We start from the raw sequence: 21,515 nt of genomic DNA, 5'->3' as shown, positions 1-21,515 counted from the left end.
GACATAAGTGGAAGCTGTCCGAGTGGGCGGCGGATTCCCTTGACCAATAGCCCGATATGAGCGAAAAAGCCAAAATAGAGATCATGGACGATGGTCCCCTGATTGTAAGCGACCTCAAGTTGCTTGAAGACGGGGAAGGGAACGGACTGGCGATAAAAAAGAAAATCGCTCTTTGCCGTTGCGGAAACTCTGAGAACAAGCCATTTTGCGATGGTTCGCACAGGAGGGCGGGTTTTAAAAGCATTATTCCCCCTGGCGAGTCTTCTGTCCCCGACAAGGAAGGCGACACGGTTATAAGATCGCTTAAGAACGGTCCCTACGAGGTCTGCGGAGATACTGAACTTTGCATTGGGGATGATTCGGGACTCTCTGGGGATGATCCTTACTATCTTTGCCGTTGCGGGGCTTCTGAGAACAAGCCGTTTTGCGACGGTTCGCACAAGCAGATCGGTTTCACTGACAAATAACCTAAGAACCAGGAGAAGATGAAAAAATGGTTAAGACTCTATCGACGATGATTCCGTTGGGGAGCGAGGCTCCTGACTTCCGGCTGCCGGATGTCGTAAGCGGCAGCGAACTGTCGCTTGGCGATCTCAAGTCGGATGTGGCTACGGTGCTTATGTTCATATGCAATCACTGTCCTTACGTGAAGCACCTGCAGGATGGGCTGGTGGAAGTTGCCGATGAGTACATTCCCAGAGGAGTTTCCTTCGTAGCGATAAATTCAAACGACGTTGAGAACTACCCTGATGATTCTCCCGAGAAAATGAAGGAAGTCGCGGAGGAAAAGGGGTATTCGTTTCCCTACCTGTTCGATGAGACGCAGGAAGTCGCCAGGGCCTATGACGCCGCCTGCACACCCGACTTTTTCGTTTACGACCAAGGTCTGAAATGCGTTTACAGGGGGCAGTTTGACGACTCAAGACCCGGAAACGGAAAACCGGTTACCGGAAAGGATATGCGTATGGCACTCGACTCCATTATAGCGGGCCAGACAATTGGATGGGAGCAGATTCCGAGTATCGGGTGCAACATAAAATGGAAATAGTGCGGTTTTCCCCGCCACGTGAAACCGCCCCGGGGGGAAAAACGGACCGCTTCGGGACCGCTACCCGAAACTTCATCTTCTTGCTCGGTGGATGTCATCGCGCGTAACCATGAAACCGAAGGCGGACAAAAACGGACCTCCGGAGTCCGAGGATTTTATAAGGGCCAGGATAAGAAGCGATCTTCAATCCGGAATTGCAAAGCCCATTACCCGTTTTCCGCCCGAGCCAAACGGCTATCTCCACATAGGCCACGCGAAATCCATATGTCTCAATTTTGGTGTAGCCGAAGAATTCGGCGGAACATGCAACCTGCGCTTTGACGATACAAACCCCTCAAAGGAAGACATAATCTACGAAGAGGCCATAAAGGAAGATATAAGCTGGCTTGGGTTTGAGTGGGAAGACAGGACTTATTACGCCTCTGATTATTTCGAGCAGCTCTATGAATACGCCCTTAGGCTGATAAGCGAGGGGAAGGCCTACGTGGACGACCTGAGCGCTGAGGAAATAAGAGAATACCGGGGAACACTTTCTGAACCCGGCAGTGAGAGCCCTTCAAGGGAGAGGTCTATTGAGGAGAACCTGAAGCTTTTCCGGGTTATGAGAGACGGGGATTTCGACGATGGACAGTACGTGCTTCGGGCGAAAATAGACATGGCTTCGGGCAACATGAACATGCGCGACCCGGTCATGTACCGGATAATGAAGAAGACCCATGCCCGTACTGGGGATTCCTGGTCCATTTATCCGATGTATGACTGGGCCCACGGACAGAGCGACTCCATTGAGGGCATCACACATTCGCTTTGCACTCTTGAGTTTGAGGACCACCGGCCTCTTTACAACTGGTTTATCGCCCAGCTCGGTATATATCATTCCCGGCAGATCGAGTTCGCGAGGCTCAACCTCAGCTACACGGTTCTCAGCAAAAGAAATCTCATGAAGCTGGTTTCCGAGGGATACGTAAGCGGTTGGGACGATCCTAGGATGCCCACAATCTCGGGATTGCGCAGAAGAGGATACACGCCTGAGTCGATAAGGGATTTCTGCCGGAAAATAGGTATTACGAAACAGGACAGCGTTATAGACGTGGAGCTTCTTGAGCACAGCGTAAGGGAAGACCTTAACAAGAGGGCGCAGAGGGTTATGGCGGTGCTTGACCCGCTGAAAGTGGTGATAGTTAACTATCCCGAGGGCGCGGAAGAGGAGCTCGAAGCGGTAAACAATCCGGAAGATCCCTCCATGGGAAAAAGGAAAGTCCCTTTCTCAAAAGAGCTTTTCATTGAAAGGGATGATTTTATGGAGGATCCGCCGAAAAAGTTCTACAGGCTCTCCCCCGGTTCCGAAGTGCGCCTGCGCTACGCCTACATAGTGAGGTGCGTGGGTTTTGAGCGCGACCCGGCGACCGGAGAGGTAACCGAGGTTCACTGTGAATACGACCCCGAAACAAGAGGTGGGAGCGCGCCTGATGGAAGGAAAGTAAGAGGTACCATACACTGGGTTTGCGCGAAAAACGCCTCGAGGGTGACCGTCAGGCTCTACGACAGACTTTTTACCGTTCCCAACCCGATGGCCGACAAGCAGAGGGAGTTTACCGAGTTTCTGAATCCGGATTCCCTGCAGATACTCGAGAATTGCGCGGCCGAACCGGCTCTTGGGGACTGTTTAGGAGATATCAACTATCAGTTTGAAAGGAAGGGATATTTCATGCTTGATTCCGCGGATTCAGTGCCCGGGGCGCCCGTTTTTAACAGGACGGTTTCCCTTAGGGATTCATGGAGTCGCCGCTCGGGAGGCAAAACGGCTTGATTGCGGCTTTCGTGCGGATTGAGAAACATTATGAGCTGGGAAATTGAAAGAATTGGTGACGTCGCAGTCGTGCGCATGAACTCAAACCCGATGAACGTCATGGGCGAGGGCTTCTTCAGTGACCTTGACGAGGCTTTCACGACGCTTGAGAGCGATCACACGGAAAGCCCCGTGGTCCTTACCTCTTCTGAGAGGGTTTTTTCCGCCGGCCTTGATCTTAAGTACCATCTTTCGCTTTTTACCACTGGGGACGAAGAGGAAATCTGGCAGTGGTACGAACGTTTTCGCGGCGCTTTGCTTCGGGTTTTTACTTATGAAAGACCTGTTGTGGCTGCGGTGAACGGTCACGCGATAGCGGGTGGACTTATACTGGCGCTCTGCTGCGATTACAGGGTATGCGTTGATTCAGGAGCAAGGTTCGGTCTTAATGAAATCACCATAGGTTTTCCCATTCCTTCGGCGATAGCCCAGATCGTGCTTTACGTGCTGGGTACGGCAATTGCGCAGCAGGTCATGACAACAGGTTTTCTTTACGAACCCCGCGACGCCGTCAGACTCGGTTTTTTCGATGAAAGCAACGAAGCGGACAAGCTTCTTTCTCACTGCGTTGAGTTCGCGGGTCAGTACGGTCCGTCGCTTATTCCCGGTTACGCCTTCTCTAAAACGGCTCTTCGCCGCGAGGTCGTGGCGAATATAGAAGGAACTTGTGCCGAGGTTGACAGGGAACTTCCGAAAATTCTGCGCAGCCCGGGAGTTTTGGAGAGCCTCCGGGCTCTGGTTGAAACCTTGGGAAAAAAGAAAAAATGATAATGTTGCAGGAAGAACTTTGAAAGAACTCACCGTAAGAAAAGCCACGGACGACGACGCGGAGGCGATGGCCCTGATACTGAAAGAGATTGGCTGGTCTGAGAGAAGGAACTCCCTTTCACTTGAGGAAGTGTCGTCTCCGATTCGGGATCTCATACTTCAAGCAAACGGAGATCCGGAAGGGCACACCATGTACGTCGCATGTGATTCCGGGGGAAGGGTCCTCGGGTTCACCACCGTTCACTGGGTACCGTTTGTTATGCTCGGAAGCTACGAGGGCTACGTCTCAGACCTGTTCGTAAGTCCTTCGGCAAGTGGAATGGGGGCGGGGAGCCGCCTTATCGAAGCGGTTATGGAAGAGGGTAAAAAAAGGGATGTTTACCGTCTGATGGTGACCAACGGCAGGGACAAGCCATCGTACCTGCGGGGTTTTTACAGAAAAAAAGGATGGACGGAGCGGCCGAAGGTTGCTAACTTTACCTACTACTACAAGGAGCCTTGGTCGTAGTCTTATAGGCGGAAGCCATCAAAAACTAGGAAACGGATTTTAACTGAAAATGCCGGAAAAACAGGAAGAAGCAATTCTGCTAGTGCACTCCCCGGATCGCCCCGGTCTTGTTCATGCGGTCACCAACTTTATATTCGAATACGGGGGTAATATCCACGCACTGCAGCATTGTGTTGACACGAACGACATGGTGACCTTTATCCGGGCCAAGTGGGGGATGGACGGCTTTACTCTCTCCCGCGAGGAGACGGAGGAGATTTTCCGCGAGAAAGTAGCGAAGAAACTCGACATGAAATTCGAGGTTTTCTTTACGGGAGACATCCCGCGCATGGCGGTTTTCGTTTCCAAGCTTCCCCACTGCCTCTCGGACATAATTTACAGACTCCGCGCTAGGGAATGGGACGTTGAGATGCCCCTTGTGATAAGCAATCATCCGGATCTCAGGGATGTGGCGGGTCTTCACGGAGCGGATTTCTATGTGTTCGAGAACGTTCAGGACAACAAGGAAAAAGTGGAGGCAGAGCAGCTTGAACTTCTTCACAGCTACGATGTGGATTTCATAGTGCTTGCAAGGTATATGCAGATTTTTACCGAGAATTTCGTATCGCATTATCCCAACAGAATAATGAATATCCATCATTCGTTTCTTCCGGCCTTTCCTGGTGCGCGCCCTTATCACTCTGCGTATGAAAGGGGGGTTAAGGTGGTCGGAGCAACCTGTCATTACGTAACCGATGAACTCGATTCGGGACCCATAATAGAGCAGGATGTCATAAAGGTTAACTATGATGACTCGATAGACGACCTCAAAAGAAAGGGGCAGGATCTTGAGAAGCTGGTTCTTTCAAACGCGATCTGGTCCCATATAAACCGGGAGATTTTGATTTACAAAAACAGGACAATCGTATTCAATAAATAGGCGGGGTCTCTGCGGTTCCCCAACAGGCAGGTGAAAAATGAAGTTCAAAGGCACAAGCGATTACATAGCCACAAACGACTTATCAGTAGCCGTTAATGCGTCTATTACTCTTGAGCGTCCGCTACTTGTGAAGGGAGAGCCGGGCACGGGTAAGACAATGCTCGCGTTTGAGGTTGCGAAGGCGCTTGGAAAGCAACTTATAACGTGGCACATAAAGTCCACTACGACGGCCCAGCAGGGTCTTTACGAATACGACGCCGTCGCCAGGCTTCGTGACTCACAACTCGGGGACGAGAGGGTAAACGATATCTCAAACTACATAAAGAAAGGAAAACTCTGGGAGGCTTTTGAGAGCCCGGAGCAGGTAGTACTTCTGATTGACGAGATAGACAAGGCGGACATAGAGTTTCCGAATGACCTTCTTTTGGAACTAGACAAGATGGAATTTTATTGCTACGAGCTTAAAAAAACCGTAAGGGCGGTTAAGAGAGTAATAGTGATAATTACTTCGAATAACGAAAAGGAGCTTCCCGACGCCTTTTTGAGAAGATGTTTTTTTCATTACATAGCCTTTCCCGACCGCAAGACTCTTGAGAAAATAGTAAAAGTTCATTACCCGGATCTCGGGCGGAAACTTATGGACAACGCGCTTACCCTTTTTTATTCCGTCAGGGAAATCGACGGTCTTAAGAAAAAACCTTCGACAAGCGAACTCATAGACTGGATAAAGCTCCTTGCGGCTGATCGAGTGGCCGCAGGGGAACTCCCGGGAGTGGATCTTGAGGAGAACCTGCCTCCTTACTCGGGCGCACTTATCAAAAATGAGGCGGACTACGAGATGCTTGAGGTTATGAGGCGAAGATTCAGAAGGTGAGGGCTGGGGGATACGCTCATGTTTCTTGATTTTTTCCTGCTGCTTAAAAACGACGGATTTCCCGTCACCCTAAAAGAGTATCTTACTTTCCTGGAAGCCCTTGACCGTGACGTGATCGGTTATGACTCAACCGATTTCTACTATCTTGCCCGTTGCGTGATGGTAAAAGACGAACGGCATCTTGACAGATTCGACAGGCTCTTTTCCGCTTATTTCAGAGGAGCCCAGCTTGCCGATACCGAGCAGTTCATGCAGATTCCGCTTGAGTGGCTGCGCAAGAATTTCGAAAACGTCCTCTCCGAGGAGGATAAAGAGATGATCCGCTCCATGGGCGGGCTAGAGGAACTGATGGAGAGGCTGAGAGAAATTTTCGAGAAGCAGAGAAAACGCCACCAGGGAGGAAACAGATGGATAGGCACCGGGGGGACTTCGCCTTACGGAGCTTACGGTTACAACCCGGCCGGGGTTCGCATAGGACAGGATGGCAGCAGGCAGAGACGGGCCGTTAAAGTATGGGACAAAAGGGAATTTCGTGATCTTGACGATTCGGTGGAATTAAACGTCAGGAACATGAAGATGGCCCTGAGAAAACTCAGGGTTCTCACAAGAGAAGGGGTGGGGGAGGAACTTGACATCGAGGGGACGATCGACAGAACTTCGAAAAACGCGGGGCTGCTTGACCTTGAGTTTGTTCCCCTACGGAAAAACAACGTCAAGGTTCTTATGTTCTTCGACGTCGGAGGTTCGATGGAAGATCATGTCGAGCTTTGCTCAAGACTTTTTTCCGCAGCCAGACATGAGTTCAAACACCTTGAATTCTACTATTTTCACAATTGTATCTACGAAGCCGTATGGAAAAATAACGCAAGACGTTTCAGCGAGCGGATACCTACCTTCTCGGTGCTCAACAAATACAACAGCGATTACAAGTGCATTATAGTCGGCGACGCGTCCATGTCCCCATGGGAACTTGTTTATCCCAACGGAAGCGTCGAGCACAATAACGACGAGCCTGGCCTGCGATGGCTTGAGAGAGTAAAAACGAAATATCCTTTTACCGTGTGGCTTAACCCCGTACCGCGGGATGATTGGAAGTGGACTGAAAGCATAGGAATGCTGAACGATTTCTACGAAGGTAGCATGTTTCCCCTGACGCTTGCAGGCATAAAAGACGCGATTTTGGCTCTCAAGCGCCGTCCCGGCCACCGTGGCGCGTCGGAATTTCCAGCGGGCTTCTAATGAGAGTATACATCGTTGATGCCTTTACCGACGGGCCGGATTCAGGGAATCCGGCTGCCGTGAGCATTCTTGAGGAAGAAATACCAGATCGGGCAAAGCAGAAAATCGCTTCCGAGGTAAATCTTTCCGAGACGGCTTTTCTTCTCGAAAAAGACGGCGTTTTTGAACTCAGGTGGTTTACTCCCGAAACAGAAGTTGACTTGTGCGGACACGCTACCTTGGCGAGTGCCCACATTATCTTTACTCTCGGCATCATCCCCGCGACGGAAGATGCCGTGTTTTCTACAAAAAGCGGGGTTCTTACCGCAAGGAGAAAAAATGATCTTGTAGAGATGGATTTTCCCTCGGAGGATCCTTGGGAAGTGGGGATGCCGAAGGATTTGCTCATAGCAATTTCCTCTGCGCCTCTTTACGTGGGAAGAAACCGTTTTGATTACATCGCCCTCTACGAAAACGAGGAAACAATAAGAAACGCTGTCCCGGAACTGAACCATGTTAAGAAGCTTGATTCAAGAGGACTTATCATAACTAGCATCTCAAGTTCTGATCGTTACGATTTTGTCTCACGCTTTTTTGCACCCAACGCCGGGATAGACGAGGATCCGGTCACGGGATCTGCTCACTGCTGCCTCTGCCCTTTCTGGAGCCGTAGGCTCGGGAAAAAAGAACTCGCTGGCTACCAGGCGTCAGAAAGGGGTGGCTTAGTTCATACAAGACTTCTTGAGAAAAGAGTCTGCTTGTCGGGAAAAGCAACTGTTACGGGAAACTTCGAAATTGATCCCGCGTCGTGAGAGAAGCTGGATGCGCCGCTTGGCAAAATTCACAAAACTTCTTTTTTTCGGTACAATTCAAAATTCCGTGCTACAGGGGCGGCGTAGCCAAGAGGTAAGGCAACGGTCTGCAAAACCGTCATACCCCGGTTCGATTCCGGGCGCCGCCTCCAGTTCTGAACCAAGTTCAGCGTAATGCCCGGGTGGCGGAATTGGTAGACGCAAGGGACTTAAAATCCCTCGGGAGTATCTCCCGTGCCGGTTCGAGTCCGGCCCTGGGCATTTTTTCTAACAAATCCTGAAACAAATGTGTTAAAATGCGAATATTGCCTAAGTATGTGGCCTGAGTCACAGTAAAGTGAGTGATTTAAGGAGGTTTTGGAGATGAATTTTAAGATTCGGCTTGGCGTAGCCATAAGGTTTTTTGCATTTCTTTCCCTGTTCTCATTGGTTTTTTCCCTAACCGCAGTTGCGCAGGAGGGGCAGGATGAACAAAAAGAAAATCTCAGTGCTGTAGAGGAAGGCAGTTACACGCTTCGGAGAATGATCGTGACCGCCACCAAGCGCGCTCAGCTTGCCCAGGAAGTCCCTTTTTCCTTGAATGTCCAGTCAGAAGAGGATATCAAGCGCCTTAACACCGCTGACCTGGAGGATCTTTCCCGAAACGTCGCAGGACTCTCCATACAGAACCTCGGACCGGGCCAGAGCGTAGTTACGATCCGTGGCGTTTCTTCCGGACAGATAGTGCGGGACCAGCCCGGCGTAAAGGAGCAGGTAGGGGTCTATCTTGACGAAACCCCGATATCATTGTCGCTTTTCACCCCTGATATCGACCTTTTCGACCTTAACCGTGTTGAGACACTGAGAGGTCCGCAGGGCACGCTCTTCGGATCAGGCTCAATCGGCGGTACGGTTCGCTACATAACCAACCAGCCGCAACTTGGTGTAAATGAGATTAAAGTCGAGGTTGACGGAAACTATCTTGACGAAGGCTCCGCGGGAGGTCATCTCAAAACCGCCCTTAACGTTCCTCTGGGCGATGACGCGGCCGTAAGGCTTGTAGCTTACGGAACTAGGTACGGCGGCTTCATCGATGCGCATAGAGAAAGCGGCGGGATGGATGAAGATGTTAATGACGGAAGCCGACACGGCGGGCGCCTCTCCTTTTTGTGGAAGCCGACCGAAAATCTCTCCATCACCCCTCGCGTTGTGTATCAGAACATTGATCTCGGGGGATTTAACCGCGACGAGGTATTCAACATTTTTGCTTACTTGGGTAATAGCGTAACTCTTGGAGAGAGGGAGCAGGTACTTCTGCTCGACGAAGCCTTTGAAGACGAGACTCTTGTTTTCGACACGGTAATTAACTGGGAGATAGAAGGAGTTTTTGACGTTACTTACTCCGCGGCTTATATAAACCGCGATCTTCTTGTAAGCCGCGACGCAAGCGCTCTTACCGGCAGCGTAAGTGTGGATCTTCGTAATCATCCAGCTGTTCCTTTTCCCAATGATCCTATTAGCAACGTAATAAATCCTTCTAACCTGCGCGATACCACGGATCTTGAGCAGATGACCCATGAGTTCCGTTTAAGCTCAAATAGCGCAAGCCGTCTGCAGTGGCTTGCGGGGGTTTTCTACTCGGATGTGGAGCGTGACTATTCCCAGCGTCTGCCGACGCCTGGATATGATGATCTATGGATGGTGCCTTCGGCTGACACTAATTTCCCTGACGCGGTGGACTCGCCATACAGTTCCGATCTTACTTACGACTTGAGGCAGATCGCGCTTTTCGGTGAAGCGACCTACGCTCTGCTTGAACGTCTGGATCTGACGGCGGGGCTTCGCTGGTATGACTGGGAAGAGGATAAGACTTTCAAGTCTGGCGGAGGTTTCTCTAATAGTGCTGCCCAGAATCAGGACGAAACGGTTTCCTCCGACGGGTTCTCGCCCCGGTTCATGGTGAGTTATGATGCTAACGATAACCTTACTTTTAATGTCCAAGTCTCCCGTGGATTTCGCCTAGGCGGCGTCAACGACCCGCTGAACGAACCGCTTTGTACAGACAGTAAGGGGGTTAATCATTTTCCTGTATATAGTGTTTATCAGGAGTTTGAAGACGAGACTCTCTGGAACTATGAGGTCGGGTTTAAGTCCTCCTTTGAGAATGTTACATTCAACGGCTCGGTTTTTTATACCGACATTGAAAATCTGGGTGTAAATGTTGATGCGGGACCCTGTTCTTCCAGGGTTACGATCAGCGTACCCGAATCTCACACGGCAGGAGCGGAACTTGAGTTATCCATTCAGCCGACAAGATATTTGCTGTTTGCCTTTGCGGGAAGCTACATAGAAGCGGAGTTTGATTCCACTTTGAGGACGGTTGGAGGAGGTGTGCTTGATGGAATAGAAGAAGGTAACCGTATACCTTCAGTTCCCGACTGGCAGCTCTCGGGATCCGCCACTTATACTTTGCCGGGTCTTTTGAACGCTAGAGAAAGCTATATCTCCGGTTCATGGCAGTTCGTAGGTGACAGCATAACACAGTCGGGTGATCAAGTACCCGGCAAGGGAGTTTTCGAGCATGGTTTCCCACATGGTATCCCTGCTTCTACAACTGTTGATCTGCTGCTTGATTCATACCACCTGTTCAATCTCTCGGCAGGGCTTGTATATAACAATCTTGAATTCACCGCCTACGTGAAGAATCTTACCGATGAAAACGTGAGGCTTTCGTTTGATCGTGAGAGGAACGGACGGGCCCGTCTTGCCTACAGAGTGGGTCAACCCCGTACTTTCGGCGTGGTTACCCGCATGCGCTTCTGATAGATGGGGTTCAGTTTGATCTAAGACGCTTTGAGTTATGTGTGGAACTCAGGGCGTCTTGAATCCGCTTTCAAAACTCGGATCTGGGAATTGGGAAAAGATTCTCAGAGAGTTTATAAAAGTGATGACAAATTGTTACGACGGGACTCAGTGAAGCACTCTTCTTTCTTTTTCATCTCCGAGAATTTCTTCTGAGTCGTCATCGTAATAAAGGTAGTTTACTTCTTCGAAGAGTTCATCAAACTCGTCGGCAAATTCATCCTCTTCATCAAATATATCTAATGGGTAATCGAGGTTTTCATCTTCTTTTTTGATAAATTTGAGCATGGTTGCCTCCGGCGGGAAAAAATTTCTATCCAAACACTACACCCCGGTTACCAAAAGTCAACAGCCCGAGATTGGGTCTTTGTTAAGGAATGCGATGTACTCTCATCTATTACTTGTCCCTTACTGCGATCTCAAAAGAAAAGAGACGTTCTCCAAGATAAAATCGGGTGTTGTTTCATCGCTCCCGAGGTCGGTTTTCTTTGTAACTCCGCTCAGCACAAGCGCCGTGCTATAACCCGCTTTTTTCCCTCCGACAACGTCGGTGCGGAGACTATCTCCGACAAGAAGAGTCTTTTTTGTCGGTGCTACACCGCTTTGTTCCAGGAGGTCAAACATGTATCTCTGGGGTTTTCCGGCTGTCAACGCCTTCTTTCCCGACGCCGCTTCCACTGAAGCGAGAAGGGCTCCTGTCGCGGGAGCCCGGCCGTGTTCGCAGGGATAGAAGTAATCTCCGTTCGTACCGATAAAGTCTGCTCCGTTTCCGATGGCTATGGATGCGGTTTTTATTTCCTCAAGGTTAAATCTGGGATGGCTTCCCATCACCACGAGGTCTGCGTCGAGGGAATCTTCCCCGTAAAGTTCAACCAGTCCGGTTTGGGTGACTTCGTTTTTCAGGTAGTCGCTTCCCGCTATGAAGACGGTATTCCATTTTTCAGAGGGAAGCTTTTCCTTTATAAGAGAAACGGTTGCCATGGGGGAAGTTACAAATTCACTGCTGTGGGATTCGATTCCGAGTTTTCGGAGTTTTTTGGCGTATTCAGAGGGTGCCCGTGAAGGATTATTGGTTATGAAACGTATTTTCTTTTTATTCTTCCTTAATGTTTTGAGCACTCGGGGGGAGTTGCCGATGGCTTTTTCGCCGGAATATATAACCCCGTCCAGATCAAAGACGAAGTAATCAAATGAATTTCCAAAATCCATAATCGGGGCCGGGAATTTACGGGGGAGGGTATTCTATCCCCAGATACTTTTCTTGAGCTCTTCCTGTAGCTGGGAGTTATAGTTTGACTTCATTATCTTGATCAGCTTGTTCTCCCTGTCTTCAAAAAACTCAACCCCCATGAAAGTAAGTACGTCAAACGCCGCTCTTTTGTACCCTTCGTAGAATTCTTCTATTTCCCCCGACGCCCTGACGGTCTTTGAATCGAGGTAAAGGGCTATTGCCGCGAGCTCATCCTTTATTTCCGGAGATATCTCGATCTTAAATCCCTCAAGATCGCCCTGAAGAAGGTGATTTGTGTACATCTCGATAACGGAGTCAAGCGTGTTTACGTCCATTTCAGCATCCTCTCCGGCGTATTCTAACCGTTTTTATTAAGAAGTTCACTTGCCACTATTATGTTATCTCTTCCCGCCTTGGCCGCGAGGTCCACAGCTTCTTTGAGAGTAGTTTCTTCCTTAACAGTGCCTAGTTTTAGGAGCATAGGCAGGTTTACCCCTGAAATTACCTCCATTTCGCCGCTCTCAAGAAACATAAGGCTTATATTGGAAGGGGTTCCTCCGAACATATCAGTTACAAGCAGTATTCCGCCTCCCTCGTCAACGGTATCAATTGAAGCCCGCACCTTTTTTTCGAAATCTTTTGAGTCTTTTGAAGCGTCTATTGAGACCGCAGTCATCTTGACCCTAGGTTTCTCGGGCAGGATGAAGTTCACGGCTGATATAAGCTCTTTTGCGAGCTCTCCGTGCGTGATCACTACTATGGAAAACATAGGATTTTTATAGCTTATTTATATCCCTGTGTCTAATAATCGCAGAGTGTTCGGAGAGGTTTTTGCCCAAGGCATCGGCTATAACTACCGACCGATGTTTTCCCCCGGTGCAGCCAACCGCCAAGGTAAGATATGATTTCCCTTCCTCGGAATATTTGGGAATCAAAAAGCGCAGAAAAGCGCAGAGTTTCTCCAGGAACTCCTGTGAAGCTTTATCCGACATGACAAAATCAACGATTTCGCTCCTTGTTCCGTCTAAATCCCTCAGGGATTCGGTAAAATGAGGATTTCTCAAGAAGCGAACGTCAAAAACCAGGTCTGCATCTTCGGGAATTCCGTACTTGTAGCCGAAGGAAAGGAAGGTAAGAAGGGGGGTGCTTTTGTCAGTTGTCCCGGCAATCTTGGCTATGACCGCTTTTAGATCGTGAATGCTGAGAGCGCTTGTGTCTATGCGATGGTTCGAGAGTTCGCGTATGTCTTCAAGAATTTGCTTCTCCTCTGATATTCCCTCGGGGAGAGTTCTCTCATTTCCAAGCGGGTGGATTCTCCTTGTCTCCTTATACCTTTTAACAATTGTCTCATCGGAGCATTCAAGAAATACGAGGTCGACTTCTTTGGCCGACTCTCTTATTTTTCCCAGCACCTCTTCGAAGTCATGAAGCGCATCTTTTACCGGTATACGTATGTCAATTACTACGACCGCTTTTTTTATCTGCGTAAGGGATTTTCCGCAAAGGTCGATAAAAGAGAAAAGAAGCTCGGGAGGCAGGTTGTCGACGCAGAAAAAGCCCAGGTCTTCAAGCACTTTCGCCGCGGTACTTTTCCCCGAACCGGAGAGTCCGCTTAATATTATTATCTGCTCCATTATTTCCGAGTGCCGGAGGGAATCTCGATACTTTTACCGGTGTCCTTAAGTATATGGCTTCGCACTGCCACGTCTATTACCGACGCCATGTTCCTTCCCGGGCTCACCGGCAGTACCATGTACGGCAGTTCGATGTCGAGTATGGAGTATGTTTTCGTGTCCACGCCAAGACGATCGTATTCCGTCTCGGAGTCCCACTTGTGAAGTTCTATGACCATGTCGATTTCTCTTTTTTCCATAACGCAGGTGGTTCCGAAAAGATCCTTTATGTTCACTATGCCTATCCCCCTTACCTCCAGAAGATATCTTATGTTCTCAGGACCCACTCCGACAAGTGTCTGAGAGCCTATCTTTCTTATCTCAACCACGTCGTCCGCGATAAGCTTGGAACCTTGTATTATAAGGTCAATAGCGCATTCGCTTTTCCCGATTCCGCTTTTCCCGAGGATAAGAACTCCCATATGATGCACATCCAGCAGTACTCCGTGAACTGTTATCCGGGTCGCGAATTACTCGGTGAGAAGCTCATTTAAAATGGTTATGAATTTACCCGTGCCCAGGGTAGTGGTGAAAAGCGGTATCTGTTTTCTTTCAAAGTGTTCGGCAAAGGATTTATCCGGGCGGGCTCCCTTTGAGAGTATAAAGCACGGAATATCGTTTGACAGAAGATTCGTTATTATCTTTTTCTGTGTTCTGTCGGGGAATCCGTTTATGTAGGAGATTTCAGTTCTGCCGAGTACCTGTATGTTTCCCTCCTCGAGCTCTATTTTCTTTTCAATCATTCTCAGTCCCGGCTTTTTGGCGCTCGGCGAAATTATGCGTCTTTCAAACCCCCTTTCCCCGTGGACGGGATCAAGGCAGAGCTTTTCTCCGAACTTTCCGTAAAAATCCCCAACCGAGAGGGAGTGATTATTTTCAGAGCTTTTCATCTTCTTCAATAAGCAGATTATAAATCTCAGAAGCCTCTTTTGAGGCAACGAGTTTTGGCCTCAAGTCATTTTGCCCGAGTATACGGGATAACCGGGCAAGCAGTTTTACCCGGGTTTCCATGGGGCAGTTCTCTGGGGTTATTAAAACAGCGAAGAGATGGGTCCTCTCTCCGTCAAGCGAGTCAAAATCAACCCCGGCCTCGCTTCTGGCAAATGCGATGGTTATATCTGGAATGTCGAGGAGTTTTACGTGCGGAATTGCTACCCCGGAATCAATCGCTGTGCTGCATATTCCCTCCCGTTCGGCAAGAGTTTCGTTAAGTCTCTGCACGTTAAGCCTGGGGACGGCCCCTGCGACTTTCTCTGAGATTTCCTTCAGCACGTCCGGTTTTGTTGTCGAAACGAGTTCGGGAAATACGGAATTTTTCTCCAGGCATTCCGATATTCTCACTTTTCTTTTTCCGCGTTCAGGGGGTAAGAAGTCCTACCTTTTTCGAATCAGCTTTTTTGTAAACAACATTCATTTCAAGCGTCTCACTGTTTCTGAAGGCCACGAAATCCTCTTCGGAGGCGTCAAGCTGCAGCAGTGCCTCCGCAACGCTCATGGGTTTGGGGCTCAAAAACTGGTGATCCACCCTAAGGTTGTTTCCCCTTTCCGCTCTCTGTTCGCGTGCCGCGGAAGGGGTCTTTGACGCGTTCCTTCTTCTGAGTGTCAGTTGTTTGTCCGTTCTTCTTCGCAGCTGCTTTATGATCGTGTCGAAAAGCTTGTCTATGGCGGAGTGCATTTCTTCGGTTTCTACTGAAGCTGATGCTTTTAAGGGTCCCGAGCTGATAGTAATTTCCGCGTTGTTTCTGAGTTTTTCTGCTGAAAGAAGTATTCTTGCCTCCGAGGGATTCCTCTCAGGGTCTATATACCTCTGGAGCTTTGGCATTTTTTTCATCGCGTAACGCTTGAGGTGCTCCGATCTTCTTTTGTCGGGAATGTTTTTCGTGATGATATCAACCTTCATGGTTCAAACCTCCTTTGAGAGTCTTTTTGATGAACTGGGTATCCCAAGTATTTTTCTGTATTTCGCGACCGTTCTTCTCGCGACCTTTATGTTTTTCATGGAAAGTATTCTGGATATGTCTTCGTCCGAGAATGCGCACTGGGCCGGTTCGTCATTAACTATTTCCCTTATCATTGATTTTATTCTCTCAAGCGAAACTTTTTGCCCGTTTGATGAGTGAACTCCTCTTGAGAAAAGTTTTTTAAGTTCCACGACTCCTTGCGGGCACTGTATGTATTTTCTGCTTGTTATCCGGCTCACGGTTGATTCGTGAATGCCCACGGTTTCAGCCACGTCCTTTAGCCTGAGGGGTTTTATGTGAGCGCTTCCGTGGTCGAAGAACTCTCTTTGCTCGTTTACGATCTTCTCTATCACCTTGCGCATTGTGGTCTCCCGCTCTTCAATGCAGCGGACTATTCTCTGGGCCACCTCGATTTTTTCCCGCAGGTAGTCCGTGGTTTCTCCGGTAAGGTTCGCGCGGTCGGCGAGAATTTTTCTGCAGTAGGAGCTTATCCTGAGTTTCGGGAAGCTTCTGTTTGACTGCATCTGGAGATCGTCTCCCACCTTGTACACATAGAAGTCGGGGACGATGCTTCTGGCGGTGTCTTTGGTGTAATAGGGTCTCCCCGGCTTAGGCTCAAGCGAGGTTATTACAGCTTCGATTTCCTTTATTTCTTCACTGCTCACCTCAAGCTCCGCGCAGATCTTGTCGTAGTCTTTTGTGCTTAGGTCGTCGATATGATTTTCCAGCACTTTCATAATCGGACTTTCCTTCTGATAACCGAGATCCATGGCCTGCGCCGCAAGACACTCGGAGAGGAAGCGGGAACCAACTCCGACGGGATCAAACGTGGTGCGTATTTTCTCGGCAACCCGCATTACTTCCATTAGACAGTTCTCACCCCCTGCGGATGAGCTTTCTCCCTCAAGCAGCCTTGCTATCTCTTCAGGTTCAATCTCAAGGTATCCGTCCTCGTTTATGTTCCCGATTATAAGCGAAGCTATCTGCTTTTGCCGTTCGCTTAAATCAGTCATTGAGAGTTGCCAGCTGAGGTGCTCAAACAGGGAATCCTGGCTGGGTATCTGGTTCTCCCACTCCGGTGCCTCGTTTATCTCCGGGGAGAACTCTTCGGGCATAGGATAGTCGGTTTCTGAGGGGCCGAGCTCGTTTAGAAGAGATTCGCTCAGGCTCTCTTTTTCCGTCTCCACAGATGAATCGGGATCTTCCTCTAGAGCGGGATTCTCTATGAGCTGTTCCTCAAGGTATTCCTTAAGCTCAACCGTATTCATCTGGACTAGGCTTAGAAAAAGCTTAAGATGCTGGGTGAGTATGAGCTTTTGCTTCTGTACCACGTTCGGGCTCTGCGCGAGACCGACTCCGATTCCGCTCATTAAACTATTTTCTCCTTTCCTTGTTCTTCCACCCCTTACAAAAAGTATAACACCATTTGATTTTTATTTAATTTTCGACCTGCTATGGCAAGGCACCGAGCGGGAAGAGCAAGGTTAATAGCAATTGCTGCAGCATGCGGAGCAGGGGGTGTTCAGGCGGATCGATGATAGTGGCATCTGGCGGTGATTACAGCTTGGATGTAAAACCTGAACCCCGAATTTCAAGTGTCAGCGGTTGGGATTATTCCCGGTACCACTCGTGTATATTCCACAGCTCGGAATCCCATCCGTTTACCCTTACTCCCTTCAGGCTGTTGCTGAAAGCCGAGACAAAGGCGCGGTGAACCAAGGGAATCACTACATGGTTCTGAACCAACATGTCATTCATTTGGATGACTAGGTTTTCGCGATCTGGGCCGATAGGGGTCCGCGTCAGTTCCTGATAGAGATCATCGTAATCTTGGTTAGACCAGCGGGATACGTTGCTGCCCGCCCAGTCGTTTTCGGAGCCGGGAATTTCAGTAGCTAGCCAGCTCGACAGATAACCCTGCGGATCAATGGATGATGTTCCGTTGGCATACATTTCAATATCGGCATAAAATCTCCAGAGGTTGTCGGGATTATCTGGATCGCTGCTAAAGAAAACACCTGCGTTAATGCTCTTCAACTCGGTTTCCACCCCTATATCCCTCCACCATCTCTGAATCAGTTCCTGGGTACCTTGGCGAACCGGGTTTGTAGAGGTTTGATAAAGAATTTTCAGGCGGACTCCATCTTTTTCCCGGATGTCGTCGTCGCCTGGTACCCATCCGGCCTGATCGAGCAGGGTTTTTGCTTCCTCAATATCCTGGGTCAGGCAGTCTTCGTTATTTGGTGAAGTGTACTGGGGAGGCGCCGGAACAACATTGCAGGTTGTCCTGCCCGCGGTGCCGTAAAGCTGTTCGACGATATGTCCGCGATCAATTGCTAAAGACAAGGCCCTGCGCACTGCCGGGTCGGTCAGAAAGGGATGAGGGTTATTGCCGTCTGACCACTCGGAGCGCCGGTTTCCCAGAGCTGGATCGGGATTAGTGAAGTTGACTACCAAATGCTCAATAAGAGAGGCGAAGGCCGGCCGAACTGTTCCCCTGCCGACCTCTTGGAAAGATGCGAGAGTTTGAGGGTCTATTTGCAGGTTCCAACCATAATCTGCCTCTCCTGTTTCCAAAACGGCCCGGGCGGAAGCCGTAGCGTTCCCGCCGCCTTTGATAACTACTTTCGAGAAGAGTTTCTCGGTCGAGTGGAAATGTTCATTGATTTTGTAGGTAAGAACAGAGGTAGTTTCGGCATCCGATTCACTGATTGTGAAATCGGTGATTTTGTAGGACCCCGTGCCTACGGGATAAAGGTTCTCCATGCGGCAACCCTGAGCTGCCTCACCAACGCAGTTTGCAAACTGCGCTTTTTGCAGGATAGGGGAAGAGGCCCCGACAAAGAGAGTATATGGATAAATTACGGGGGCGGAGAAGGTAATTCTGACGCTATGGGGGGAATCCTCGACAGGGTCCACGTTCCCTATAGGTACGGGACCACACACATTTTCCGTTGCTGGCAGAGAACACAGGTATCTGTGGGTAAATATAACGTCTTCGACCGTTAGAGGGGTGCCATCGGACCAGAGGATTCCTTCTTTGAGCTTCCAGGTAATCATGGTCATATCTTCTGATACGCCGCCATTGTCCACGGTCGGGATTTCCTCGGCTAGTCGAGGTACTAGCCTTCCTTCCTCATCATAGTTAGCCAGGGGCTCTAGGATCAAAGCGCTAGCATCAACATCCTTGGTCCCGCCGGCGAGATAAGGGTTGGCGATAGTAGGGGCCTGCCAGTAAAGTATGGTCAGGGTTTCATCATCATCGTCATCTCCACAGGAAGTTATGAAGAGTCCTGTCACTATCATGGCCAAGACTAGGAACGTTTTTTTGTATTTCATCTGAATTTCTCCTGAGAGGTTATTAGTACTACTGAAGTTTTAGAATTTTCCTATTATTACCAAGAAACATTTGGAACGCAATCGTTATCGGGGCCATCAATTGCAGATGCTCGGAAAAACTTTGAGACTGCGGAGAATTTCTCAATTGTTTTTATGCGGTTATCTTTTTTCGTGTGAACGTAAGCGAAGCCGCAAGAATCATAATCATTCTCGGTGCGGTGCTAATAGCGCTCGGAGTCATGCTGCCTTATGCGGCGAAACTTGATTTCTTCGGAAAACTTCCCGGAGATATAAAAATCGAAAAAGAGAACTTCAGTTTTTATTTTCCGATCGTAACCTGCATAGTGCTGAGCATCCTGCTCACGCTTCTGGGCAATCTTTTCTTCAGAAAATAGAAACGGGGTAGGTTGGGTGGGGATTAAAGGCTCTCTCGCTCTTCAGGAAGGACCCACTTTCTTTTATCCGCGAAAAGTTTTTCGTACTTCTCTATGCTGTTTTCTAACTCAAGGGTCTGCGATATGTCGTCGAGTCCCTCAAGGAGCACCTTTCTTTTGAAGTCATCTATCTCGAATGAAAAACTTATCCCTTCCCCTGTTACGGATTTTTCAACCAAGTCAACCTCAAGGGAATAACCCTCATTTTCCCATACAATGCGAAACAACTCATCTGTTCTGTCCTTGGGGAGGACTATGGGAAGTATCGAGTTCTTAAAACAGTTGTTGTAGAAAATATCTGCGAAGGAAGGAGCCAGAATTACCCTGAACCCCGCTTCCCTTATCGCCCAGGGAGCGTGTTCCCTAGAGCTTCCGCTTCCGAAATTTTCTCTCGTGAGCAGTATGCACGCGCCTGCGTATCTTGTCTGGTTGAGTTCGAAATCCTCATTTAAGGTGCCGTCATCGTTGAATTTCCAATCGAAAAACAAAAACTCTCCGAACCCGGTTCTCTCAATACGTTTTAAGAACTGCTTGGGAATTATCTGGTCGGTGTCGACATTCATTCTGTCAAGAGCCGCAACTTTTCCCGATACCTTAAGAAGTTTTTCCATGTCTCAGATTCCCTTTTCTATTTCCCAGCCGCGCACATCAACGAAATGTCCCGTGAGTGCTGCCGCCGCCGCCATAATCGGACTAACCAAGTGAGTTCTTCCCCCTTTTCCCTGGCGACCCTCGAAGTTCCTGTTAGACGTGCTGGCGCACCTCTCTCCCGGCGCAAGTATGTCGGGGTTCATTCCGAGACACATGCTGCATCCCGACTCGCGCCACTCAAACCCAGCCTCGGTAAATACCTTGTGAAGATCCATCTCTTCGGCTTTTTTCTTTACGAGCTGGGAACCGGGAACCACCATGGCATTTACTCCGTCGGCGACTTTTTTCCCTTTTACAAGATTCGCAACCGCCAGAAGGTCCTCCATTCTGGAGTTCGTGCACGAACCGATAAACACCCTGTCAACGTGTATGTCCGTTATTGGGGTGTTTGCCTTTAGGCCCATGTACTCAAGGGCTTGTTCCATTGATTTTCTTCTACTTGAATCTTCGCATTCCCTGGGGTCAGGTACTCTTGAAGTTACGTCCGTTACCATCCCGGGGTTTGTTCCCCAGCTTACCTGCGGAGCTATCTCGGAGGCATCAAGAGTGACGGATTTATCGAATACGGCGTCGGGGTCCGTGCGAAGCGTTTCCCAGTGACGCAGCGCGTCTTCGTAATTGCCGTCTTTGGGGGCGTAGCGGCGATCCTTTACGTACTCAAAGGTTTTTTGGTCAGGTGCTATCATTCCGGCCCTGGCTCCTCCCTCTATCGACATGTTGCACACCGTCATCCTTTCTTCCATGGAAAGTGCCTCTATTGCTTCCCCCCGGTATTCGACTACGGTTCCTGTGGCCCCTGCGGTTCCTATGTGCCCGATTATGCCAAGGATTATGTCTTTCGCGGTAACTCCGTACTGCCGTTCGCCCTCGACTTTTATTTCAAACACCTTGGGGCGGTTCTGCCTTAAGCACTGTGTCGCAAGAACGTGCTCCACCTCGCTTGTTCCTATGCCAAAAGCAAGCGCTCCGAACGCACCGTGGGTGGAGGTATGGCTGTCTCCGCACACTATGGTCATCCCTGGTTTTGTGAGACCGAGTTCGGGACCGATAACGTGCACTATACCTTGGGAGTGATTGTTTATTCTTATTCCGAAGAGCGTTATTCCGAAATCCTTGCAGTTTTGCCGCAAAGCTTCTATCTGCTTTGCGGATATGGGGTCCGAGATGGGTCCGCTGCGGTCTGTGGTCGGGACGTTATGATCCATAGTGGCGAAAGTGAGATCAGGTCGTCTTACCTTCCGCCCTGTGATTCTAAGCCCTTCAAACGCCTGCGGAGAAGTAACTTCATGAACGAGGTGAAGGTCTATGTAGAGAAGGGAGGGCTTGCCCTCTTCCTCATGAACGAGGTGAGATTCCCAGATTTTGTCAAAAAGAGTTTTTCCCGCCATT

24 protein-coding genes and 2 tRNA genes are annotated in these 21,515 nt (G+C 49.3%); 13 read left to right on the top strand and 13 right to left on the bottom strand.

Going from position 1 to position 21,515, the window contains the following annotated elements:
• Positions 1-56 precede the first annotated feature (56 nt).
• The 12 genes from F4X55_04795 (at position 57) to F4X55_04740 (ending at position 10,798) form a co-directional block, all read left to right on the top strand.
• Positions 57-467 carry a hypothetical protein gene (locus tag F4X55_04795; GenBank protein ID MYC40313.1) on the top strand — a complete coding sequence of 137 codons (411 nt, stop codon included), beginning with the start codon at positions 57-59 and terminating at the stop codon, positions 465-467.
• A 26-nt stretch (positions 468-493) separates the two neighbouring features.
• Complete coding sequence (locus tag F4X55_04790) at positions 494-1,048, top strand: thioredoxin family protein (GenBank protein MYC40312.1); 555 nt, start codon at positions 494-496, stop codon at positions 1,046-1,048.
• 109 nt (positions 1,049-1,157) lie between these two features.
• Positions 1,158-2,858, top strand: a complete 1,701-nt coding sequence (locus tag F4X55_04785; protein ID MYC40311.1) for a glutamine--tRNA ligase/YqeY domain fusion protein — start codon at positions 1,158-1,160, stop codon at positions 2,856-2,858.
• Positions 2,859-2,888: 30 nt separating this feature from the next.
• On the top strand, positions 2,889-3,665 hold the full coding sequence (locus F4X55_04780) for an enoyl-CoA hydratase/isomerase family protein (protein ID MYC40310.1): 777 nt from the start codon (positions 2,889-2,891) through the stop codon (positions 3,663-3,665).
• 19 nt (positions 3,666-3,684) lie between these two features.
• Complete coding sequence (locus F4X55_04775) at positions 3,685-4,173, top strand: GNAT family N-acetyltransferase (protein ID MYC40309.1); 489 nt, start codon at positions 3,685-3,687, stop codon at positions 4,171-4,173.
• A gap of 49 nt (positions 4,174-4,222) precedes the next feature.
• On the top strand, positions 4,223-5,092 hold the full coding sequence (gene purU / locus F4X55_04770) for a formyltetrahydrofolate deformylase (GenBank protein ID MYC40308.1): 870 nt from the start codon (positions 4,223-4,225) through the stop codon (positions 5,090-5,092).
• 37 nt (positions 5,093-5,129) lie between these two features.
• Positions 5,130-5,966 carry a MoxR family ATPase gene (locus F4X55_04765; GenBank protein ID MYC40307.1) on the top strand — a complete coding sequence of 279 codons (837 nt, stop codon included), beginning with the start codon at positions 5,130-5,132 and terminating at the stop codon, positions 5,964-5,966.
• A gap of 18 nt (positions 5,967-5,984) precedes the next feature.
• Positions 5,985-7,205, top strand: a complete 1,221-nt coding sequence (locus tag F4X55_04760; GenBank protein ID MYC40306.1) for a VWA domain-containing protein — start codon at positions 5,985-5,987, stop codon at positions 7,203-7,205.
• Positions 7,205-7,996: a PhzF family phenazine biosynthesis protein gene (locus tag F4X55_04755; protein MYC40305.1), complete on the top strand. Its 792-nt coding sequence runs from the start codon at positions 7,205-7,207 to the stop codon at positions 7,994-7,996. The genes F4X55_04760 and F4X55_04755 overlap by 1 nt, the downstream gene beginning before the upstream one ends.
• Positions 7,997-8,073: 77 nt before the next feature.
• Positions 8,074-8,148, top strand: a tRNA-Cys gene (locus F4X55_04750).
• Positions 8,149-8,172: 24 nt separating this feature from the next.
• A tRNA-Leu gene (locus F4X55_04745) sits at positions 8,173-8,257 on the top strand.
• A gap of 102 nt (positions 8,258-8,359) precedes the next feature.
• Complete coding sequence (locus F4X55_04740) at positions 8,360-10,798, top strand: TonB-dependent receptor (GenBank protein ID MYC40304.1); 2,439 nt, start codon at positions 8,360-8,362, stop codon at positions 10,796-10,798.
• A 147-nt stretch (positions 10,799-10,945) separates the two neighbouring features.
• Here F4X55_04740 and F4X55_04735 read toward each other — a convergent pair whose 3' ends face one another.
• The 11 genes from F4X55_04735 to F4X55_04685 form a co-directional block, all read right to left on the bottom strand.
• Positions 10,946-11,125 carry a hypothetical protein gene (locus F4X55_04735; GenBank protein MYC40303.1) on the bottom strand — a complete coding sequence of 60 codons (180 nt, stop codon included), beginning with the start codon at positions 11,123-11,125 and terminating at the stop codon, positions 10,946-10,948.
• Between the two features lie 120 nt (positions 11,126-11,245).
• Positions 11,246-12,046 (bottom strand): HAD-IIA family hydrolase, encoded by an 801-nt coding sequence (locus F4X55_04730; protein MYC40302.1) that lies wholly within the window; start codon positions 12,044-12,046, stop codon positions 11,246-11,248.
• Between the two features lie 33 nt (positions 12,047-12,079).
• Complete coding sequence (locus tag F4X55_04725) at positions 12,080-12,403, bottom strand: hypothetical protein (GenBank protein ID MYC40301.1); 324 nt, start codon at positions 12,401-12,403, stop codon at positions 12,080-12,082.
• Positions 12,404-12,426: 23 nt separating this feature from the next.
• The gene (locus F4X55_04720) at positions 12,427-12,837 is read right to left on the bottom strand and encodes a PTS fructose transporter subunit IIA (protein MYC40300.1); all 411 of its coding nucleotides are present in this window, start codon (positions 12,835-12,837) and stop codon (positions 12,427-12,429) included.
• 7 nt (positions 12,838-12,844) lie between these two features.
• Positions 12,845-13,702, bottom strand: a complete 858-nt coding sequence (gene rapZ / locus F4X55_04715; protein ID MYC40299.1) for an RNase adapter RapZ — start codon at positions 13,700-13,702, stop codon at positions 12,845-12,847.
• Positions 13,702-14,163, bottom strand: coding sequence for a hypothetical protein (locus F4X55_04710; GenBank protein MYC40298.1), 462 nt, complete (start codon positions 14,161-14,163; stop codon positions 13,702-13,704). Before F4X55_04710 ends, rapZ begins: the two co-directional genes overlap by 1 nt.
• Positions 14,164-14,211: 48 nt before the next feature.
• Positions 14,212-14,631 (bottom strand): hypothetical protein, encoded by a 420-nt coding sequence (locus F4X55_04705; GenBank protein ID MYC40297.1) that lies wholly within the window; start codon positions 14,629-14,631, stop codon positions 14,212-14,214.
• Positions 14,618-15,082, bottom strand: coding sequence for a PTS sugar transporter subunit IIA (locus F4X55_04700; GenBank protein MYC40296.1), 465 nt, complete (start codon positions 15,080-15,082; stop codon positions 14,618-14,620). The genes F4X55_04705 and F4X55_04700 overlap by 14 nt, the downstream gene beginning before the upstream one ends.
• 16 nt (positions 15,083-15,098) lie before the next feature.
• Positions 15,099-15,641: an HPF/RaiA family ribosome-associated protein gene (locus F4X55_04695; protein MYC40295.1), complete on the bottom strand. Its 543-nt coding sequence runs from the start codon at positions 15,639-15,641 to the stop codon at positions 15,099-15,101.
• Between the two features lie 3 nt (positions 15,642-15,644).
• Entirely contained in the window at positions 15,645-17,072 is a 1,428-nt protein-coding gene (gene rpoN / locus F4X55_04690) for an RNA polymerase factor sigma-54 (protein MYC40294.1), read from the bottom strand.
• A gap of 241 nt (positions 17,073-17,313) precedes the next feature.
• The gene (locus tag F4X55_04685) at positions 17,314-19,041 is read right to left on the bottom strand and encodes a peptide ABC transporter substrate-binding protein (protein ID MYC40293.1); all 1,728 of its coding nucleotides are present in this window, start codon (positions 19,039-19,041) and stop codon (positions 17,314-17,316) included.
• 173 nt (positions 19,042-19,214) lie between these two features.
• Between F4X55_04685 and F4X55_04680 the strand changes: the two genes are divergently transcribed.
• Complete coding sequence (locus F4X55_04680; GenBank protein ID MYC40292.1) at positions 19,215-19,436, top strand: DUF2905 domain-containing protein; 222 nt, start codon at positions 19,215-19,217, stop codon at positions 19,434-19,436.
• A gap of 23 nt (positions 19,437-19,459) precedes the next feature.
• Here F4X55_04680 and leuD read toward each other — a convergent pair whose 3' ends face one another.
• Together leuD and leuC are read right to left on the bottom strand one after the other, a co-directional pair.
• Positions 19,460-20,086 carry a 3-isopropylmalate dehydratase small subunit gene (gene leuD / locus F4X55_04675; protein MYC40291.1) on the bottom strand — a complete coding sequence of 209 codons (627 nt, stop codon included), beginning with the start codon at positions 20,084-20,086 and terminating at the stop codon, positions 19,460-19,462.
• 3 nt (positions 20,087-20,089) lie between these two features.
• Positions 20,090-21,514, bottom strand: a complete 1,425-nt coding sequence (gene leuC / locus F4X55_04670) for a 3-isopropylmalate dehydratase large subunit (protein ID MYC40290.1) — start codon at positions 21,512-21,514, stop codon at positions 20,090-20,092.
• Position 21,515 lies beyond the last annotated feature (1 nt).

The organism is Candidatus Dadabacteria bacterium, assembly GCA_009840385.1.
Taxonomy (GTDB): Bacteria; Desulfobacterota_D; UBA1144; order Nemesobacterales; family Nemesobacteraceae; genus Nemesobacter; species Nemesobacter australis.
Note: the sequence above shows the minus strand (reverse complement) of the source record. Positions and strands in the feature narration are given on the sequence as shown.